6 protein-coding genes are annotated in these 21,629 nt (G+C 54.8%); all 6 read right to left on the bottom strand.

Going from position 1 to position 21,629, the window contains the following annotated elements; translation table 11 throughout:
* Nucleotides 1-190 precede the first annotated feature (190 nt).
* The 6 genes from QL234_RS25780 to QL234_RS25755 all read right to left on the bottom strand — a co-directional run bounded on the left by QL234_RS25780 (nucleotide 191) and on the right by QL234_RS25755 (nucleotide 21,529).
* Nucleotides 191-7,633, bottom strand: a complete 7,443-nt coding sequence (locus QL234_RS25780) for a type I polyketide synthase (protein WP_281560635.1) — start codon at nucleotides 7,631-7,633, stop codon at nucleotides 191-193.
* A gap of 59 nt (nucleotides 7,634-7,692) precedes the next feature.
* On the bottom strand, nucleotides 7,693-9,369 hold the full coding sequence (locus QL234_RS25775; RefSeq protein ID WP_281560634.1) for a TolC family protein: 1,677 nt from the start codon (nucleotides 9,367-9,369) through the stop codon (nucleotides 7,693-7,695).
* Between the two features lie 91 nt (nucleotides 9,370-9,460).
* The gene (locus QL234_RS25770; RefSeq protein ID WP_281560633.1) at nucleotides 9,461-11,101 is read right to left on the bottom strand and encodes an FAD-binding protein; all 1,641 of its coding nucleotides are present in this window, start codon (nucleotides 11,099-11,101) and stop codon (nucleotides 9,461-9,463) included.
* A 64-nt stretch (nucleotides 11,102-11,165) separates the two neighbouring features.
* Entirely contained in the window at nucleotides 11,166-11,921 is a 756-nt protein-coding gene (locus QL234_RS25765) for an alpha/beta fold hydrolase (protein WP_281560632.1), read from the bottom strand.
* Between the two features lie 71 nt (nucleotides 11,922-11,992).
* A complete protein-coding gene (locus QL234_RS25760) occupies nucleotides 11,993-12,988 on the bottom strand; it encodes a hypothetical protein (RefSeq protein ID WP_281560631.1) in 996 nt (331 codons plus the stop codon).
* 90 nt (nucleotides 12,989-13,078) lie between these two features.
* On the bottom strand, nucleotides 13,079-21,529 hold the full coding sequence (locus tag QL234_RS25755; RefSeq protein ID WP_281560630.1) for a non-ribosomal peptide synthetase: 8,451 nt from the start codon (nucleotides 21,527-21,529) through the stop codon (nucleotides 13,079-13,081).
* Between the last annotated feature and the right edge of the window lie 100 nt (nucleotides 21,530-21,629).

Raw genomic sequence — 21,629 nt, 5'->3', positions numbered from 1 at the left:
CCATTCGCTGTTTACGTTAGCTTTGAAAACAGCACTGAGTTAAACACACTTACTAACAACTTCACTTTACTGCATATCGGGATTGCCGTTTTGATCAACACTGTCACCGCTGCATATGTTTCTCCTTAAAAAGCAGCAACATAGCAGACAGAGCAAAACCACTTCCCCAATCTTTTTCATGGCTGCAGGGTTACTTGGAACCTATCTCCTGCATCAACATTTCTGCCAGTTCTTTTTCTGACAAGTCCTCAAGCCCGGCCTCCGCTTCACCTTGTTCCGGTTCAACTGCCTGTTGCACCGAACCGGCAAATAAGGTTTCCACCAGATAAGCAGCCATTTTCCTGATCGTCGGATAGTCAAAAGCCAGAGTAGACCTTAGCTTGCAACCTATATCCCGCTCCAGCCGGTCTTTTACCTCTACCGCTGTCATAGAATCCATCCCGAGATCAAACAAACCTTTATCGACATCTAACTGCTGTGCAAGATCAACCTGCAACATGTCTTTTACCAGGTTGAGCAAGTAGTGCTCAACCCGTTTGATACGTTGTGGCATCGCCATATCTGCCAACTCAGCTACCAGCACAGGTTGCGGCGATTTTTCTGCCACAGACGGCTTAGCCCCGGCACCGGCAAGATCACGCAGCAATGCCCGCTGACCCGGCAATTCACTGATTTTTCCGGGTTCGATCGGCGCCGCCACCAGTTGCGCATATTCTCTCGCATGAGCCATGGCAAAGGCCAAAGCACTCAAGCCATCGTCTGGCGCTATGGTATGATAGCCTTGGGCCAGCAAACGTTTTTTATGGCGCTCATCCATATTGGCGGCCATACCGACATCACTCCACGGCCCCCAATTGATAGTTAATGCCGCCAGCCCCTGCCCGCGGCGGTAATGTGCCAGCGCATCCAAAGCGGCATTGCCCGCCGCATAAGCCGCCTGTCCTGCTGAGCCGAACACGGATGCCACGGAAGAGAAGAACACTGCAAACTCGATCGGGCAGTCGCCTAGCGCCTGGTGTAAATGCCAGGCCCCCGAGAGTTTGGGCAACAACACCTTGTTAAAGCTCGCTTCATCCAAGTTTTCCACCAGCGCATCATCGAGTACCCCCGCCAGATAAAAAACAGATTGCAGCTCACCGTATGCCCTTGCATTTTGCACCAGGTGTTGTACATCGGCAGATACGGTAACATCGCATTGGATATGCGCTATTTTCACTCCCTGCCCGGCCAAAACATCAAATAATGCCTGCGATGCCTGTGTCGGGGCGTGACGCCCGGCAACAACTATGGTGCGGGCGCCGCAATCGGCGAGCCAGGGAATAAGCGCCATGCCCAGGCCGCCATGACCGCCTATCACCAGTTGAACATCCGTTGCCGACAACGTCACTTTTTCTGCCGGCTCTTTATAGGGCAAAGCCGCCAGCGCCGGGGCATAATAGTTCTTTTGACGCCAGGCAAGCTGGGGTTGCGAATTATCCCGGCTGAAGATACAGGTTGCGATTGCCTCTAGTGCCTGAGCTTGCTCGGCTTGCTGCTCCAAATCCAGAGACAGCACGGATAACCGGGACAGTTCATGTTGTAATGCCGCCGCCATTCCCGGCAGAGGCGCATGTGCGATATTGATCGCGCTATCAGGAGTGATATTGCTGTCAACATCCGACAGTGAGACCTGCCGGCAATTATGGGTGACCAGGAGCAGACGCAAACCATGCCCGCCATGGTGCTTTAATGCCTGGATGACCCCTAAAAATTGCTGGCATCCCGTAGCGGCATCTTCGAGCGGGTAGTTACCGGCAATAAAAATAACCGTCTTTATGGTGTCTGAAACCGCTAAAACTTCGGCAACATCGGCCGCCACCTGCTGGCGCGAGCCCTGTCCCTGAATATAGGTCACGGCTGTGTTTGGATTTTGCACCTGTTCGCACAAGGCATTTGCCAGCGGATGGCTGCCGACAATTAGGCAATCGCCGCCGGCTTCGTTTTGCCCAGATAAAGCGACCGGCTGCCAATCCATTTTATAAAACCAGTCGTTAATGCCCGGCCCCAGAGCAGAGCGGATAGCGGTTTCATCGGCTCGGCGCAACTCCAGCCCTAAGGTCTCAAGCAAGACCTTGCCCGCATCGTCAAACAGTTTGATGTTGCCTCTAAAGCGCCCCTCCTGCTGCATATCGGCTTGCCACTCGGCGTGACACCATAATTCCCCCTCTTCAGGCAGTGCGTGACAAATAAAGGCATCGAGGCAAAAGGGAATAAGCGTCCCTTCAGTTCCTCCCGGCATTGCTTCCATCAGCACCTGCCAATGGGCATCAATCAAACCCGGATGCAAACGGGCGGCATCGCTGGCGGACATCCCCGGGGGCGGCGTAATCCTAGCAAGGGCCTGATGCTGCCCCGTTTGAATCGAGCTTAGCCAGTCAAACGACGCCCCCAGCTCAATATGCATAGCCTGCATTTTTTCCTGATGTGCCGCTACAGCTATTGACTGAGGACAAGCGGCTTTTAATGCGTCGAGATCGACAAACTTCGCGGCATCGGTCGATTTGACCACCTGCGCCCTGGCATGCAGCTGAGTGCGGGTATCCAGGGTATTGTCGCCAGCGCTGCAGCTGCTTAGCTCACATTTCATTCCCTGCTGTTCCCGGGTCAAAATCACCTGAACATCCCGGCAGGCATCTTCCTTAACCACCATGGGTTTGATAAACATCAGGTTGTCAAGCCGGACCCGGGAGCTGGAAACCGCGTCCATTGCCGCCCGCATCATTTTCGCGGCATAGATAGCCCCTGGCGGCACCATATGCCCGAATACCCGGTGATCCGCCAGTTCAGGCATACGGTTAGCGTCAAAGCGGCAACGGTACAGCTGCTGACTGACATGCGGCAGTGCGATAGACTCCCCCAGCAGGGGATCTATCTGCGCCGCTTCGGCCAAACCAGGTTGCCGGTTGGCTTCAATCCAGTGCCTTACCCGCTGCCAGGGATAAGTCGGCAGCGGCACCCTGTATCCGGGGTTATCCTGATTGCGTTTGCCCCAGTCCAAATCGCAGCCGGCCTGATACAAGGCGGCCAATGCCGTTTGCAGGCTCTGCCGGTCGTCGCTGTTGCGCCTTAGACAAGGCTGCCAAAGTGCCGGGACATCATCCCCGGCGATTTGCCAGCCGAAAGCGCACATCACCGGGTGGGGGCCGAGCTCGACAAAAGCGCGGTGTCCCATGGCCAGTGCCTGCTCAATGGCTTGTTGGCAATTAACCGTTTCGCGCACATGCCGTACCCAGTAATCCGTACTTGCCAAAGCTTCATCAACGACATCCCCCGTCAGGGTTGAAATAAAGGTCACGCCGGGTCTTGATAACGATACCTGTTCGACAAGCTGTTTAAATTCCTGCAGCATGGGCTCCATCAAGGCCGAGTGGAACGCGTGAGAGACCGGCAGGCGTTTAACGGTAATGCCTGCATCCTGCAATACGGTTATCGCCGCATCCAGGTTCACTTTATCTGCGGAAATCACCTGGTTGTCGGGGGCATTGCTCGCGGCAAGACAAACCTTGATACCGCTTTGCGCCAATATATCTTGCATCCGGGCCTTGCCAGTCAAGACTGCTGCCATGGCACCGCCTTCAGGCAATGACTGCATTAAGCGCCCGCGCGTTGCCACCAGCTTGACCGCATCCTCCAGACTAAAGACGCCGGCAAACCAGGCTGCGGCAAACTCACCGATACTGTGTCCAATCAAGGCCTGCGGTTGAATGCCAGACTCTTCGAGCAAGTGCAGCAAAGCAACCTGGATGGCGAACAATGCCGGCTGGGTATAAGCGGTTTGCTGTAACAGTTGGCCGTTATGTTCCGACTCCGCAAATATCACCTCAAGCAAGTCATGCTCTAAGTAAGGTGAAAACAAAGCTGCGCATTCGTCCAGGGCTTGCCTGAAGGTAGCTTCGCTGTGATAGAGTTTTTGTGCCATGCCCGTATACTGGGCCCCCTGTCCGGTAAATAAGAATACCAGCCCTTTAGCGGTATCATGTTGCCTGACGGCCTCACCAAGCCCGCGTTCAAGTTCGGTTAACATCGCCTGACTGTTAGCGGCAACAAAAGCGCGGCGGCAGGGGAAATGCTCACGCCCGGTTTGCGCGGTGAAACAAATATCGCGTAACCGGGTATCCGGATGCCGTGTTAACCAGGCGATATATTTCTCCGTCAGGGCGTTCAGGGCTGCCGGATTTTTTGCCGCCAGGGGCAGGATTTCAATGTCCGGCGTTTCAGCTGCCATCTCAGCTGCGGGCGCCTGTTCGGGCGCCTGTTCAAAGATCACATGGGCATTGGTGCCGCCGATACCGAGTGAATTCACCCCAGCACGCCTCGGTATGCCGTCGGTTTGCCACGGCAATAATTTGTCGTTGACAAAAAAGGGACTTGAAGCAAAATCAATCTGCGGATTCGGCGTCTCATAATGCAGGGTGGCCGGTATCTGCTTGTGCTTGATTGCCAGTACCGCTTTTAATGCCCCGGCGATCCCCGAGGCTATGCCCATATGGCCGATATTGGTTTTCACTGAGCCCAGCGCGCAAAACTGGTTACGGCCCGAATCGTGGCGGATCGCCTTGCTCAGGGCCTGTACTTCGATCGGATCCCCCAGCGGCGTCCCGGTGCCGTGCCCTTCAATAAAGCCTAAGGTATCCGCCGAAACGCCGGCCCGGTCCAGGGCCTTACGGGCAGCACCGTATTCCCCCATCATGCTCGGCGCGGTAAAGCCCATTTTCTGGCCGCCGTCGTTGGTTACCGCAGAGCCACGGATCACGGCATAAATATGATCGCGATCGGCAACGGCTTTATCCAGACGCTTGAGCAGTACCGCACCCGAGCCGCTGCCAAAAATGGTGCCGCTTGCGCCGGCGTCATAAGCCCGGCAATGGCCGTCGGGGGTAACCAGCATGCCCTCGGAATACAAGTGTCCGGCATATTGCGGCAGCATAGCGGCGCAGCCTCCCGCCAAAGCCACTGCCGATTCCCCCGAGCGTATGCTTTTGCAGGCTTCGTGGATCGCCACTAAGGTGCTTGAACAGGCGGTTTGCACATTGACGCTCGGCCCGGTTAAATTCAGCTTGTAGGAAACCCGCGTCGGCAAATAATCCTTGTCGTTGGTGATCATGACATTAAAGCCGTTGGTGGAATCTACCGTAAGCAGCTCTCCCAGGTTCTCCCGCTGCAGCCAGTCGCTGTTGGCAAAAATATTATTGAGCAGGTAGGTATTGGTGCCCGCTGAAGCAAAGACCCCTACCTGCCCGATACTTTGTGGGGTATAACCGGCATCTTCAAAAGCTTCCCAGGCGGTTTCCAAAAAGATCCGCTGCTGGGGATCGATAATGCGCGCTTCCCGGGGAGAGTATTTCCAGAAATCGGCATCGAAACCTTCAATATCTGTCAGCACAGGGGCGGCATGTACATGATCGGGATTATCGGCCTGCTCGGGTGTCAGCCCGGCTTTGATCGCCTCATCGGCGCCATAAAAGCTGATCGACTCTATACCCTGTTTCAGGTTATCCCAAAAGGCCTCTGGCCCGTCGGCGCCGGGCAAACGACAGGCGATGCCGATAACGGCAATCGCCATATCCTGGGCCGGGGCCCCATCCCCCGAAGGGGTCGCATCTTGCTGCGCCTGCGCATCTTTTTGCTCTGCGCTGAAATACTCCGCCATAATGTTAACGGTCGGGGTGTTAAACAGCTCGACAATGGCAATCTGCCTGCCGATTAATTTTTCCAGCTCCGCCTGCACCTGAAAGGCCAGTAAGGAATGCCCCCCCAACTCGAAAAACGTATCATCGTAGCTGATCTCATCCAGCTCAAGCACCTGACACCAAATGGCGGCAATTTGATCCGCCAGCGCTGAACCGGCTTTGGCCTTGCGCACCTTGTTGGAGCGCTTTTCCTGCACCAGATTCCGCTCGGAAAATTCTCCCTGTTCAAGCAATTCTTTCAGTTTGGGGCGCTGAATTTTACCGATGGCGGTGCGCGGAAACTCTTTTGGCTCCAAACGGATCATTATGGCAGGAGACACCCCGACCACCTGCATCAGCTGATTGCGGATCGCTTTATTAAGCTGTATCAGATCGGCATGCTCGCTTTGCTCGCAGTGATAGAGGATGGCCAGCTGCTCGGTATTTTTACCGGCAACATTGACCCCGCAGGCAGCGACATTGCCCCGGGTAATGGCCGGCAGCTGCTCTACTGCCCCTTCAATTTCATGGCAGTAAAAATTATTGCCGTTAAGAATAATGATGTCTTTTTCGCGTCCGGTGATAAACAGGTGGCCGTTGCGCAAAAAGGCCAAATCCCCCGTGGTTAACCAGCCGTCCTTGATGATCTTGCTGTTGAGCTCTTCCTGGTTGTGGTAGCCGGAAAACACCGACGGCCCTTTCAGCTGCAACCGGCCGCTTTGCTGCTCCGGCACAAGCTGATCGTTGTCATCGACGATGCGGACAGAGGCGCCGGGAATACAGGGGCCGAGATCGACAAAACTGTCATCATCGTGGCTGTTTTCCAGGGTGAACCCCCTTGACCAGGTAATGCCCGAGCAGGTTTCCACCATGCCAAAAGCAGGCCTTAACGCATCCAGGGGCAATTGATGCTGCTGCAAAAGGCGGATAAAGTCGCGGGCGGTGCGGCTGACAATCGCCTCGCCGGCATTGACCATAAAGCGCATACAGGATAAATCCCAATGCCTGTCAGCAAGTTCCTGCTGTTTTTCCAAAAACAGCGAAAAGACAAAATTGGGCGCCCAGGAAATAGAAACCCGGTGCTCGTGGATCAAGTCCAGCCAACGCAGCGGCTGCTGCAGTACGTAGGAAATCGGCACATGGAACTGGTCGCATTTGAGCGCCACCCCCATCACCCCGAGAAAAACCAGCGAGCCGGCATGGTCCATCGACATCCAGTTCAGGGTCACATCGTCTTGGCTAAAGCCATTCATCTCGATAGTGCCGTCTACCATAGCCAAAATAGTGCCGTGTGTTTGCGGTACCCCTTTAGGAATACCCGTGCTGCCGGAGGTCAGAAAGAGCACGGCAACATCTTCGGGGTCCGCCTGATAAAACCGGCTCGGCGCTTGCCCCTGCTGCAAGGCTTCCAGGTTTAAAATCCGGGGAATAAAGGCAGCGAAAAACCGGCTGACGTCGCTGATCGGCCCGGATAAGGCTGCGCAGGTCAGGATTGCCGGCTGGTCAAAGTTCTGCCAGACATTGACCAGTTTCTGTGTTTGATTCTGATCATCATAGGTCAGGGCAACATTTAACGGAACAGGCACCACGCCGGCCAAAATACAGCCCCACATGGCGGTAAATAAATCGCCGGCATCTTCTATCTGCAATAAAACTTTCTGCCCCGGCTCAAGCCCTGCCTGCTGCAGGCCGCCGCAAATTTTTCCTGCCCGGCTCAGGAGTTCACCATAATGGCGGCGCGTCAAGTTGCCGTCGGCGCCAACGGACACAAAGCCCTTATTGCAATGATCTTCCCCCGCCCGTTGCAGCAAACTGACGAGTCTTGAATCTGATACCGAAAAACGGGTACGCTCGCCACCAAAAGCTAAAGAGTTCTTGCTATCCGGTAACTGCTTGTTTTTATGATCCCTGATATGTTCCATCATTTGTGTCCCGTGTAATAGTTAAAAGTTAGCTGTCTGGCCTCATCTATACATATACAAACTTAAGGCAACCTGGTCAGGTCATTCACTTCAACCTGTTGGATATCACCTATTTTCTTGATCATGGTGCCCGTTTGAAAACGGGCATTACCTATGGCATCGGCAACATTCTGTATGGCGGTGACATGATCGGTAAACGACTGCAGCCGCGCCTGTTCAACCGACACCAGGTCATAAACATCTGCCAGGGCAAAAGTATTGTTGCTGACGATGCCGTTCAACGCCGTCTGATAATGCTGACTTTGCTGCTTGGCCGCTTTTAAGGCTACCAAACTGTTATAAAGCGAGGTGATGGCGGAATCGACCGCAATCTCGATGCTGCGCCGGGCATTATTGTATTCGGCGTCTTTTTGCCGCCTTAAATGCCGGGTTTTATCAACCTGGGCCCGGGCTTTGTAATTGCCCAGTTTTTTTTCAAAGGAAAGTTGTACCGTATAGCCGAGATCGCTGCGCCCGTCATTAAAGGAGGAAAAGTCGACATACTCATCGCCTCCCAATCCCAGACCTTCCTGTTTTAAAACAAAGGACAAATCGAGTTTATCTTGCTCATCATTTTTCGAACCGGCATAAATGGCTTTGGCGGCATCGAGTTGCAATTTGGCCGCTTTGAGATCAAAACGGTTGGCTTCGGCCAGGGCATGCCATCTTTTTGCTATCTTGGCATGATCGAAATAAGCCAGGGTCGTGTTCCAGTCGAGGGGGAAATCATCGGCCAGTTTAGTGATTTTCCTGGCATCGCTGCTCGATACCCCCAATACCTGGGCAAGTTTGCTTCTGGCAACATTGGCCGCTTCTTTCGCTTTACTGACATCTACGCTCAATTCGGTTTTATAACCGCTTAAATAGCTGATATGTTTGCCCGCCCCCGCCGCTGAAGCCTGTTCAGAGGCAGAGACATTGGCCAGCCAGAGATCCACCAGCGCCTTCGACTCCCGGGTAAACTTCAACTTGGTTAACGCTGCTTCATAGGCCCAATAGCTGGTAAAAACCTCTTGAATAATCGTCGCCACCTGTTGATTCAAATCCATCTCGGCGGCCTCGCGCTGGTAGCGGAAGTTTTTTTCGTTGGCGGCGGCAATATTATTTTCGCCGCTAAACTTCATCAAAGGCACATTCACCGTCAGTTGGATGGTCGACGGGTGTACTGGGGAATAATCCCCGACTCTTGCCCCGGACCTTAACCCGGTCGCTTCCAGAGCCGGTATCACATCGGCAATATCTGCCGCCGTTTTATCGCTGTCTGATGAATCCAGCTCTATGCTCAACTCGGTATATACGCCGTTTCTAAAGACTTTATTGATGCCGGATTTTAACTGCTCATTATTTTGGTGATCTGTCATAAAAGTCGAGGCCGTGACCTCTCCCCCCGTTGCCGCCGATACCTGCTGTAATTCGTCGGGATATTCATAGCCGCGCACCCGCTCGAAAGCCATGCTGGTGGTAAAGTTAATATCAAAGGGATCGGCAGCCGACAATTCATCGGCCCTGGCCAGGTCGACCTGAACCGAGGCGGTAACCAGGCTGGAGGAGTTGGCGATAGCAATGCGCAATGACTGCTCCAGCGTCAGGCCTTTGCCTGCCGTCACGCTATCAGGAATTGCCGCCACCGATGAAAAAGCCAGCATCGACGCTAAGGCGATAACGCCGTTTTTTTGACCTGGTAGTAAATATTTTTTCATTTCATCCTTCCCTGTTCCTAGACATTCACCGAACCACAGATTATGGTCCCCCGAGTGCCGGCAGCACCGATGGCGCCGCCGGCTATGGCCGCTAACCCAACAGGGTTTGCAAATACGGGTTATAAAAAAGCCCTTTTGGATCCACCGACTGACGATAAGCTTTAAATGCCGGTACCGGCGCGCCGCGCTCGATGCGCTGCCCTGTGGTATAGGAGATAAAACTGGCATTAAAAGGCTGGGTGAAAGACTCCTCATCCGGGTTGCTCGGATCATAAAAGCCATACATTTTGCCGTTATGGGGCAAGCCCCCCAGTTCAACCCAGCGACGCTCGACATGGGCGAAAAAGCGCAATAACTCGTCGGTGTACTTCAGGCCCGGGGTATTGGCATCCTGCTCCTCGACGAAGCAAATCAAATCCAGGTTGATAAACATGGTCTCAGGATCCAGGGCAAAGGTGCCCGATAACGCGGCATCGCAGGCTTTGACAAAGCGAAATTCCATCGGCGCGGCAATATGGAAATTACCGCCTTCGATAACATAGTCGCGCACCACCGCCAAACCTTCCCAGGCTTTAGCCAGGCCATCGGCATCAATTTTCGGCAAAGGCACAAAATAAGACATAAAGGCCACCCGGGCGGCATTGTTCAGCCACAGATCCGAATATCTGGCATTTGCCGCATCCACCTGGCTTTGAATATTCTTTATCGCCACCCAGTTGATCAGGGCGGCAGCCGCGTCTGAGCTTGCCTGTTGTGCGGCAATGGCTGCCCACTCCGCCACTTCTTCGCCGATTTGCAAATAGGGGGCGCCAAAAACCCCGTTGCCTGCCAGTTCGCAGGCACTGTCGGGATCTGTGCCGACATTGGGCACTTTTTCATCCGGATCTGCCACCAGATCCCAGTTCAGGGCAAGGAAGCTTGAAGAAAGGATATTGTCGGCATAAGGATTGAAGAAAGACTCAACCCTGTTATGGCTTGTCAATAAAGTCTGATATTTATCGATAAAGGTTTTGCGTAAATTGCTGGCCCTTATGGGACCGAACAGCTCCCTGCTCGGCTTAAGCGTGGTGGCATAGGGGCGGTCGAGCACATTAACCGTCATTGAGGTCACAATGCCAAAAGCCCCCAAAGAAACGCGGATCAACTGCAATAGCGACACATTGTCAAAGCTTGCATCGGCATCGATATACTTGATGGTGCCGTCGGCCTGCATCACAGAGAAGGAAGCAACCGTTTCGGCAAAAATAGACTCCTGCACCGTAGCGCCATGTACATCGACCGCGGTCATACCGCCGATGCTGAAAAAACCACCTGCGGTGACCGTTTTCATGATGAGGTTATTTTTGGTTAAAAAAGCATCGAGATCATCTTCACGTACCCCAGCATTGACCGTCACCTGTTTTTTGGCGACATCGACCACCATACTTTGATCTTTATTGGCTCCCAAATCGACATAGCACGACATATCAACCAGATAGTCTTTGGCTTGAACGGGAACGTCTCCCCGGTTATCCCGGGTCACTAAAGCGGGCTGGGAATGACGCTGCCCGGAGACACGCAGGGTCGCCCCGTCGATGGCTGCAACCTTAAGCACTATCTCCCTGAGCTCGGCTTCTGTGGTCGGGGTAAAATAAAAATCTGCACCGTCCGTCGGGGCATTATGGACAATATTGCGGCTCCAGTTTTGCCATTGCGGGGCTGATTGCCCCGGTGCGCTGTTAATTTTTTCCATGATCCGATTTCCTTTAAATTTAATGTAAACATTTACAACTTAAAGTTATTTTTATTTATCGCGCTTAGCTGCCCTGAGCTAACGCGATATCCTGTGCAAACCTTGATAAAAACGCTTTATTGGTTTTGCTAAAAAAGTGCCCGCCTTCAAAGCTGTGCAAATCAAAGTCGTCGCCGGTAAATTGCCGCCAGGCCTGCATTTTTACCGGCGGTACTATCTCATCCTGCTCGCCGGCATAGGCAATAATGGGACAAGCCAGGGGCCTTTGTTCCACGGGGCAGTCGACCAGGCCGATATCGGCGCGCAAAACCGGCAAAAACATCTGCGCCAGTTCCGGATCGTCAAAGACTTGCTCCGACGCCGCCCCGTAGCGCAACAGAAACGCCCTGAACTCTTCATCCGGCAGCTGAGCCGCCCCTGCATGCCCCGACTCATTTCCCGGCGAGTTATGCGCCATGGCAACAAATAAATCGGGCCCGGGAGCCCCGAGAGCGGCCAGGCGATGGGCCAATGAAAAGCCCACCTTGGCGCCTAAACTGTATCCCGCCAACACATAGGCGCGATCCAGGTAAGGCAACAATGCCCGGGCAAGTTCATCAACGAGCCGGTCAAGCTCAAGGTGGCAGGGCTCATCGAGGCGGGTTTCTCTGCCCGGATACTGCACCGGCACCAGGGCCACCCCCTGCGGCGTTGCCTTGCGCCAGGGCAGGTAAAAAGAGGCCCCGCCGCCGGCAAAGGGCAAACAAAAGACCCGGCGCTGCGCCGATGTATCCCCGACCCCAAAAGGGAACCAAGCTTTTTCCTTATCCGATATTTTCATACCCGCCTGCCTGTTATTGCTGAAAAATTGCCGTCATTAAACCTGTGTTGCCGCAACTGGCCGTTGATTTTTTAAACGCCCCCGGCCAGCCAATGCATCACGTTGAGGATAAACTGCTGGTTATGCTTGGCCTGGGGGTTGTTAAAGCCCATGGGATAATTATTTTCCCAATTGGCATAACCGACAGACCACATCGAAGCTTCGCCAAAGATCCCCACCCGGCCTTTACCTGAGGTCAAGACCACCCCCTGATATAAACCGTCGCCGCCGGAAGATGGCGTGGTCGGTCCCATTTGGTCGGCCACGCTTGGCCAGAGAATATTGGTGCCCTTGCCTAACTGCATCACAGGGGTAAAGGGCACCGCAGGTTTCATACGAAAGGCATGTCCGGTAAAAGTGATCACAAAAGGCACCGCTTCACTGGGTTTATTGCCTTCGGTGATCCGGTTGCCGAATAAGGTGCCCCCCTGCACTATGCCTTCCTCCGCCGGCGGATACTGGAAAAAGCGCATCAGATTCATATTGCCTGTGTTAGGGACAAAATCGGGGTAAAAGGCGAAGTTGCTTTGTACTTCGACGCCAAAAACTTGCCCCATATCTGTCACCGCAGAAGGAAACGGCATATGATCTGAGATCAACAGCAGGGAGCCGCCGTCATCAACCCAGTCTTTCACCGCCTGAATTTCTTCGTTGCTAAAAGCCGAGAGTACCGGCAAGGCCCATTTATCGACATTGGCCTTATTAAGCGCATTGCAAATCACCAGAATATCGGTTTTCGCCAAAGATTCACGGCTGAATTTAGCCGTCCCCGGACTCGGTACGAAGCCATCGGCCTTGATCAGCTCGGCAAAGCCCTGAAAACGATCCGCCATGGTTTGGTAATTATGATGTGCCTGGTCAATGGAGACACGCGGCCCCTTGCCTTGGGGATAAGTGGGGTTTTCCACCTTAACCACATAATCCCCGACACCGACCGTCGGCGGCAGTGCCTTTTTCTGTGTGACCGCACAGGCCGGCGTAGTGATCACGGCCGCCAGTAGTAGACTTGCTAGTATTTTATTAATCATCGTAAATATATCCCTATTTCATAGTAAAAAGAGGTTACCCGTTATTAAAATACAACTATTTTCAAACGCTTAAGCTTTATACATATGTGTTCAACTGCTGATAAAATCTGATATTTCCCTGGTTAGCACCTCCGCATTAGGTGAACGCATCATGGTTAAATGATCGCCGGGCACTTCAGTGACCGTCACCGGCTGCTCAAAATAGCGCTGCCAGCCCAGATCCAAAGAGGTGCGCAACGTCGCAAACTGCTCGGTGATCAATTGTTCGGGCTGTTGCTCCTTAGAGCGCAGCAGCAATACCCGGGTATTGGCCGGCAGTTTTGCCGGCGAATAATCAACACACAGGTTCGCCTTATAGACTTCAATAAAGCCCCGTAAAAAGCTGATATTAGTTTGCTCAGGCAAAACCCCCCTTGCTATCAGCCTTTGATGCAGCAAGGCCAGCTGCGCTTCGTGATCCAGGGAGGCAAACTCCTGTGACGAAATGGCGGCATCAACCTGATAGAGATGGCTGATGATCTCAGAGACCTGGGCCAGCCATTGCGCCTGCGACCAGTCCTGCCCGGTTGGCTGGAAGAAATGGGGCGCCGGGGTATCGATCAATACCAGCACCTGGGGGGCATGGCCCAGCTTGTTAAGCTGCGCCGCCATATCAAAGGCCACCAGGCCGCCAAAAGAATGTCCGGCAACAAAACGCGGATACTGATAGCCGTGATGCTGAATATCATCGAGATAGTGCCGCGCCAGCTCCTCTACCCGGGTATAGGGCGGCGTTTCTCCGTCCAGTCCCGGCGGCTGCAAACCGATAAAGGGATGGCTGCCCGCCATTGCCCTTGCCAGCTCATTGAAATAGACCAGGTTGCCCCCGGCCCCGGCCGCACAAAAGAACGGCTCGTCCTGGCCCTGAGACTGGATCGGCACTACCGAAGACCAGATCTTGTCATCGGCGTCACTGCGCAACAGTTGCGCCTGCGCTTCAACCGTCGAGCCCTGGAATAAGCTTGCCAGCGGCAGCTGGCGGTCAAATTGCCGGGCTATCTTGGCCATCAGGCGCACCGCAATAATCGAGTGTCCCCCCAAATCAAAGAAATTGTCGCGGATGCCGATAACTTTGATACCGAGCACTTCCTGCCAGATACGCAGTAATTCCAGCTCGAGGGTATCGCGTGCCCCCAGATACTCCGCCGATGCCTGTTCGATTTCAAGCCGGGCCAGCGCCCGCCGATCGACTTTGCCGTTTTCGGTTAACGGCATCTGCTCGAGGCGCAACAGTAAATCCGGCACCATGTAATCGGGTAACACTTGCCCCAGCGCCTGCTTTAATTGGCTGCGGTCGGTTTCACCGCCGAGGTAATAGCCAATCAGCCGGCTATTTTCACTCTCGGGGCGGTCAAGTACCACGGCGCACATGTCAACCCCGGGTTGTTTGCCAAGCACATGTTCGACTTCGCCGGGCTCCACCCGGTAACCGCGTATTTTAATTTGCTGATCATTACGCCCCAAATACTCAATACGGCCATCGGGCAAATAACGCCCTAAATCCCCGGTACGGTAGAGGCGCTGTCCCGGCAGGAAAGGATCTTCGATAAAAGCTGCCGCGGTCAGCTCCGGGCGGTTCAGATAAGCATTTGCCAGTCCGTCGCCGCCGATAAAGAGCTCGCCGCTGACCCCTACCGGCTGCGGCGACAGGCAGCTGTCTAAAATATAAATCCGGGTATTGGCGATCGGCCTGCCGATGGGGATCCTTGCATGTATCAGGTCCGCCGGCTTAACCTGCTGCAGGCTTGACCATACCGTGGCTTCCGTTGGCCCGTAGAGATTCCACAAACTCGCGACTTCCGGCAACAGCTGCTGCGCCAGCATTGAGGGCAGCGCTTCTCCGCCGCACAGGACTTTCACGCGGGCATCCCCCTGCCAGCCCGATGCCAGTAACAAGCGCCAGGTGGCCGGCGTTGCCTGCATCACAGTTACCTGTTCGGCCAGCAGGGTTTGCATCAAAGACCTTCCGTCGCGCACCGTTTCCTCGTCGGCAATCACCAGGGTGGCGCCAACCGTCAGCGGCAGGTAAAGCTCCAGTACGGCAATATCAAAAGCCACTGTGGTCACCGCCAGCAGGGTATCGCTTGCGGTGATGCCGGGCATCTGCGCCATGCTCGATAAAAAGTTAACCGCTGCGTGCTGTGTAACCGCGACCCCCTTGGGCTTGCCGGTTGAGCCCGAGGTATATATCACATAGGCCAGCGCCGGGTTATCCTGTTTCTTTGGCGCTTTTTTCTCAGGCATTTTTGTTTCGGGTACTCTTGCTTCAGGCACGGCGCAGCCTTGCTGCCCGGCATCGGGGCAGAAAACCGGACAGGCCAGGGAAGAAAAAGAAGACAGCAGGCCGGTTTCGGTCAGCAACAGGCTGACGCCGGCATCTTCCAGCACTTCCCGGATACGGTCACGGGGATATTTAGGATCAAGGGGCACATAGGCATTGCCGGATTTGAGCACCGCCAGCAAAGCCACCAGCATATCCGCGGAGCGGGGAAGACAGACCGCCGCCAGGGAGCCCTCAGCCAGGCCAAGTGCCCGCAACCGCTGTGCCAGTTGCTGTGAGCGCTGATTGAGTTCGCGGTAGCTCAAACTGTCTGCGCCGCATTTTACCGCCACCGCGTCTGGCGTTTTATCCGCCTGCCTCTCGAACATGCCCTGGATAGTCAAGGGCCCGTCTATCGGGCGGCGGGTTTGATTCCAGCCCTTAAGCAGGCAGTCTTCTTGCTCCTTGTCCAATATCGCCAGGCGGGCTAATGCCTGCCGGGAGCCGGTTAATATCGATTGCAATAAATTGCTGTAGTGGCCGGCAAAACGTTTAATGGTGTCGCGGTCAAATAAGTCGCTATTGTACTCAAAGCAAGCTTCCAGTCCTGCCCCCGACTCACTCACCTCCAAGGTTAAATCATATTTGGAAACCACCTGTGCGCCGGAGATTTCTGATACTTCCAGTCCGGTCAAATCCGGGGTTACCGCAGGAGTATTCTGCATCGAGAACATCACCTGAAACAAAGGCGAATAGCTTAAGTTACGCCGGGGTTTGAGCTCTTCCACCAGCTGCTCAAACGACACTTCCTGGTTGGCATATGCCTCAAGCGCCGCTTCCCGTACCTGCTTTAAAAAACCGTCAAAGGCCTGCTCCCCGGCAACGTCCAAACGCATCACCAGGGTATTGACAAAAAAGCCCACCAGAGGCTCAAGTTCGCTGCGGCTGCGGTTTGCCGTAGGCGAGCCGATGACGATATCCCGCTGCCCGCTATAGCGCATCAATAACACCGCAAAGGCGGCAAGCAATAACATGTAGAGGGAAACCCCGGACTGCTCCGCATAACGTTTCAGCCGCAAAGAAAGCGAGCCGTTAAGGTTCAGCTTAAAGCTATCCCCGTGGAACTGCTGTACCGCGGGACGGGGCCGGTCTGTCGGCAGCGCCAGCAAAGCAGGCGCTCCCGCCAGACGCTTGCGCCAATAAGCTAACTGATGCTCCAGCTTGCCGCTTTTTAGCTGCTCGTGCTGCCAGGCGGCATAATCGCCATATTGCACCGCCAAAGGCGCCAGCGGCGAGGCCTGCCCGGCGACAAAAGCATTATACAAACGGCTCCACTCGTTCACGATAATGCCCATAGACCAGCCGTCGGAAACGATATGGTGCATATTGACCAGGACAACATGGTCATCGGCCGCCAACTTCAGCAGGGAGCAGCGAAATAAGGGGCCCGTTGCCAGATTAAATACCTGCTTTGCATCCGAGGTTATATGCTGCGCCAGTGCCTGCTGCTGCAACTGGCTGTCCAGGTGGCTGAGATCTATGGTTGCCATCGCCGGCAGGGTATCGACAAGCCGTACCCCGGGCTCTCCCCTGACGGTTTCAAAATGGCTGCGCAGGGTTTCATGGCGCCTTACTATCGCATTCAGGCTGGCCGCCATGGCATCCAGCGCTAATTGTCCTTTTATCCGCAAGGCCACCGGCATGTTGTAGGCGGCGCCGGCCCCTTCGAGCTGATCCAAAAACCACAGCCTTTGCTGTGCAAATGACAGGGGTAAGCTTTCCCCTTTGCGCTCAAGCCGGGGGATCGGCAGGTTTTCTGCGTTTATGCGCGGGTTATAGCCAAACACTTCGGCCATTTGCCGTGAAGGCTCTCCCAAAAACTCCTGCCGGTAATTTTGCCGCCAACGTTCGGCTATTCCGGCATCTATCCGTTGGTGGCTATGAAACTTAACGTCCCCCAACATTTTGGACTCCCGATGGATACCGTCTGTCATGCGCTGTTGCTGCTGCCGGTTATAGATATCCAGCATATCGGCAGAGAAGTCTATGCCGATAAACCGACACAACTGTTTCACGGTTGCCTCCGGCTGCTGCGTCATCTGCTCGAAACTGACGCTTATCTGGCGATGGTCCGGAATATTTGCTAAAAACTGGCCAATATTGCGGTGGCTGTGCAGCCAGATCAGTTCCCCTAAACGGCGCACCGGCAATTGGTGGGGATAGCGGAAAAAAATCTGGTCGAGCTTGGCTTCTTCGAAGGAGTGGATCATGCCATACGGATGGCGGTGCAAATGGATATAAAGCGGCTCTTCAAAATAGGCCTCTGCCCGCTGCATAATGCCGGGATCCAGGGCATAGGAAGGAGACTTGTCAACCAGGATACGCTGCCCCAGCCAGCCTTGCAATTCGCCGTAAAAAGCTTGCACCGGCATATCCGCACTTTCCCGTGAAGCCATGATTTCCCTGGCGCCGTCGGCATCGACATCACATGCCTGCATCACCGCCCGCAATGTCCCTTCAAGCCAAAAGGCATCGCGTCCGGAGCAAACCCTTTTACGCTGGCCCAAGGTATCAAAGCCGAGCAACTCCAGCTCCGGCGGCGAAAACAAATCCGAATGTCCTCCCAGCAAGACCCGCAATAAGGTCGAGCCGGAACGCGGCGGCGAGAGCACGAAAATCGCCCGCGGATTTTTTTTGCCGTCGCCGGACAATTTGCCTGAAACCGGGTGGCTGGGGGTCGGCGGGATCAGGGCACGAAAATCGGTAAGGCTCTGTTCGTCAATAAAGGCATCGTCCAGCTGCCTGATATCTGCCTCGCCCATTCTCGCCATGGCTTCGGGGTAATGGCGGCGTAAATAGTCAATCAGCAGACGTATGGTCGGCGCCTCAAATAAGGCCACCACATAAACCACGCTTTCGATACGCTGCTGGATCTTGTTGGCTAAAATCGCGCCGCGGATCGAGTCACCGCCGAGCTCAAAAAAATTGTCATCCAGGCCGATGTGCTCGATATCGAGCACTTGGCACCAGAGGGTTGCCAACAACTTTTCCAGTGCCGTCTGCGGCGGCGCCGATAAGGGGGCGCCGGTATTGACCCCGCTGCGGTTTTCCAGAAACAGGCTGTCGAGTTTTTTTCGGTCCAGCTTGCCGTTGGCGGTTAAGGGTAAGCCGGGTAATACCAGGATCGCCGCCGGGATCATATACTCAGGCAGCCGTGATACCAGCTCCTTGCGCAATAATGCCGGCAAAGCGCCGTCCCGATCGTTATCCGAGACGACATAAGCCACCAGGCGCGCGCCGCCGGCCTCTTGCCGAGTTAATACTACAGCTTCTGTGACCTGGGGCAAGTTGCCCAGGCAGCGCTCTATTTCTCCCAGTTCGATGCGGAAACCGCGCACTTTCACCTGATGATCGATTCGGCCCAAATACTCCAGGGAGCCGTCGGCGCGCCAGCGCGCTAAATCACCGCTGCGGTATAAACGCTGCTGAGCCCCCTGGCCGGTAAAGCCATCATCAATAAAGCGTTCTGCGGTCAGCTCCGGCAGGTTCAGATAACCTTTGGCCACACCGCCGCCGCCGATAAGCATCTCACCCGGCACGCCAAGGGGCACCAGCTGATTGTTGGCGTCGACCAGGGTAAGGGAAAGATCCGGCAGCGGCCTGCCGATAAGGCTGGTGCCGGTGTCGATATCCTCTTGCCGAAGGCGGTAATAACTAACATGTACCGTGGTTTCGGTAATGCCGTACATATTGATCAATTCGGGCGCGTCCAGGCCATAACGGTCAACCCAGGCGGATAAGCTGCGCGGATCAAGCGCTTCGCCGCCAAAGATAACCCATTTCAGGGGCAAAGGTTGGTGCCGGGATACCTGCAGGCGGCGATCGGCATCGATAAGCTGCCTGAACGCAGATGGCGTCTGATTTAAAACCGTGACCCCGTTTTGCCGTAAAAACGGCTGAAACTGCTCCGGCGAGCGGGCTATGTCCAGCGGCACCACCACCGCCTGGCCGCCGTATAACAGGGCGCCCCAGAGCTCCCATACCGAAAAGTCAAAGGCGTAAGAGTGAAACAAGCTCCAGATATCGTTACTGCCAAAACCAAACAGGGACTCGCTGGCGCGGAACAGGCGCATAACATTGTAATGGCTCACCTCAACCCCTTTAGGGCGACCGGTTGAACCTGAGGTATAAATCACATAAGCGATATCCTCTGCAGCCGGTGTTATCCCGGGCTGAGCTGTGCTTTCCTGCACCAAAGACGGATCTTCCAGATCTAGCATAGTCACCGCCAATGACGGCTCCGATCGGTAAGTGACAAGCAGGCGTATGCCGCTGTCCTGCGCCATATAAGCCAGGCGCTCTTGGGGATAAGCGGGATCGAGGGGAATATAAGCCGCGCCGGCCTTTAAGATCCCGACAATACCAATGACAAGTTCAAGGGAGCGCTGACTGCACAAGCCGACAAAATCCCCCCGGACCACGCCCATTTTTTGCAAACGCCGGGCCAGCTGGTTGGCCCTTTCATCGAGCTGGCGGTAGGTTAAGCCGGTGTCGCCAAAGCGCAGTGCAACCGCTGCCGGGCTGGCTGCGGCTTGTCGGGCAAATGCCTGGACCAGGGTATTATCCGCCGCCGCCCGGTATTGGCCGCCGCGCCAATCGCTAAGCTGCGCCAGCTCGGGCGGGGTTAGCATCGCCAGGGTGGCAATCTTCTCCTGCGGCCTGGTCAAAAGTCCCTGCAATAACAGCCTGAAGTGGCCGAGCATGCGTTCTATACTCGCCCGTTCAAATAAATCTGTGTTGTAGCGGAAAAAACCCTGGATATCGTTATCGCTTTCTTCTAAAGACAGCACCAGATCAAACGGCGAATGCAACGACTGGGTCGGCCGGCCGCTGATATTCAAACCATCGAGTTCGACATCTCCCATGGGGGCATTTTGTAAGGCGAATAATACCTGAAATAGCGGCGTATGTTCCGGGTTACGCTCCAGATCCAGCGCCTGCAACACCTGATCAAATGGCATTTCGCTGTGCTCATAGCCTTGCAGTGCCGTTTTGCGCACCCTGGCCAGTAAGGTATGAAAACTCGGGTTGGCGCTCAAGTCTATCCGCAATGCCAGGGTGTTTAAAAATAACCCCACCAGGGCTTCGCTCTGGCTATGGGGACGCACCGCAATCGGCGAGCCGATCACCATATCCTGTTCGCCGGTATAGCGGTAAAGCAACACCGCAAAAGCCGACAATAAAGCCATAAAGGGCGTCACGCCGCTATCGCTGCAAAGCCTGGCCAGCTGTCCGGCGCTGTCACTGCCCAATTGAAAATAGACGGCGCTGCCCTGGTTATTGCGTACTTTCGGGCGGGGATGATCTGTTGCCAGCGGCAAAAAGTCCGGCGCACCCTTAAGTTGAGCCAGCCAGTAATCCCTGTGATGTGCCAGGCGCGGCCCCGTCATGCGCTTACGCTCCCAGACGGCATAGTCGGCATATTGGATCGGCAGGGGTGGCAAGGTTTTGCTGACGGGCTCACCGGCAATACGGGCCCGGTAAAGCTGCGACAACTCGTCGATCAAAATGCCCATCGACCAGCCGTCGCCGATAATATGATGCATGGTCAGCATAAAGACATGTTCGTTTTCGGCCAGTTTTAACACTAAAGCACGCATCAAAATATCGCCGTGTTGCAAATCAAACGGCTGCAATGCCTGTTCGCGGATCACCTGATCGATGCGCTGCTCTTTTTCCGCCGGGGTTAAGGCCGTCAGATCCGATACCGGCAAGGCCAGTTCAGCCTCAGGCAATGCCCGCTGGACCGGCTCATCCTCTTCGATACGAAAGGCGCTGCGCAACACTTCATGGCGCTGCACCACCTCATTGAGCGCCTGCTGCAGGGCCAAAATATTGAGTTTGCCCTCAAAGCGCAGCACCACGGGCGGCATCACAAAGGTGGCGGAGTTTCCCTGGTCGAGCTGGTCGAGAAACCAAAAGCGTTGCTGCGCAAAAGACAGCGGCAAACCTTTATCCCGGGGCTGACGGGGGATCGCCACCTCCTCCCAGAGCTGCTGCCGATCTGTACTGCGCTGCTCAAGCAAACGAATCAAATCGGCCTTATGATCGCTCAGGCGTTTCAACAGCAAGGGCTGCAACGCCCCCTTAGGGGCACTGTAGCGTAGCTTGCCATCATCCAGGCTTAACCTGATATCCAGCATTTCCAACTCAGACAACAAGGAGGCTGCATCCATATCCATAAAAACAATCCCTTAATAATCAGAAGTATATCCCGGCACTGCCCCGCTAACTTTCATCGGGGAACCCCACTTCAGTGCCGCTATGCTCTTTTGTTAAAAT

Origin of the sequence: Thalassomonas sp. RHCl1, from assembly GCF_947387555.1 — a bacterium.
GTDB lineage: Bacteria > Pseudomonadota > Gammaproteobacteria > Enterobacterales > Alteromonadaceae > Thalassomonas.
Note: the sequence above shows the minus strand (reverse complement) of the source record. Positions and strands in the feature narration are given on the sequence as shown.

Coding starts and splice junctions, on each gene's coding strand:
- QL234_RS25780 (WP_281560635.1), bottom strand. CDS start 7,633: ATGATGGAACATATCAGGGATCATAAAAACAAGCAGTTACCGGATAGC.
- QL234_RS25775 (WP_281560634.1), bottom strand. CDS start 9,369: ATGAAAAAATATTTACTACCAGGTCAAAAAAACGGCGTTATCGCCTTA.
- QL234_RS25770 (WP_281560633.1), bottom strand. CDS start 11,101: ATGGAAAAAATTAACAGCGCACCGGGGCAATCAGCCCCGCAATGGCAA.
- QL234_RS25765 (WP_281560632.1), bottom strand. CDS start 11,921: ATGAAAATATCGGATAAGGAAAAAGCTTGGTTCCCTTTTGGGGTCGGG.
- QL234_RS25760 (WP_281560631.1), bottom strand. CDS start 12,988: ATGATTAATAAAATACTAGCAAGTCTACTACTGGCGGCCGTGATCACT.
- QL234_RS25755 (WP_281560630.1), bottom strand. CDS start 21,529: ATGGATATGGATGCAGCCTCCTTGTTGTCTGAGTTGGAAATGCTGGAT.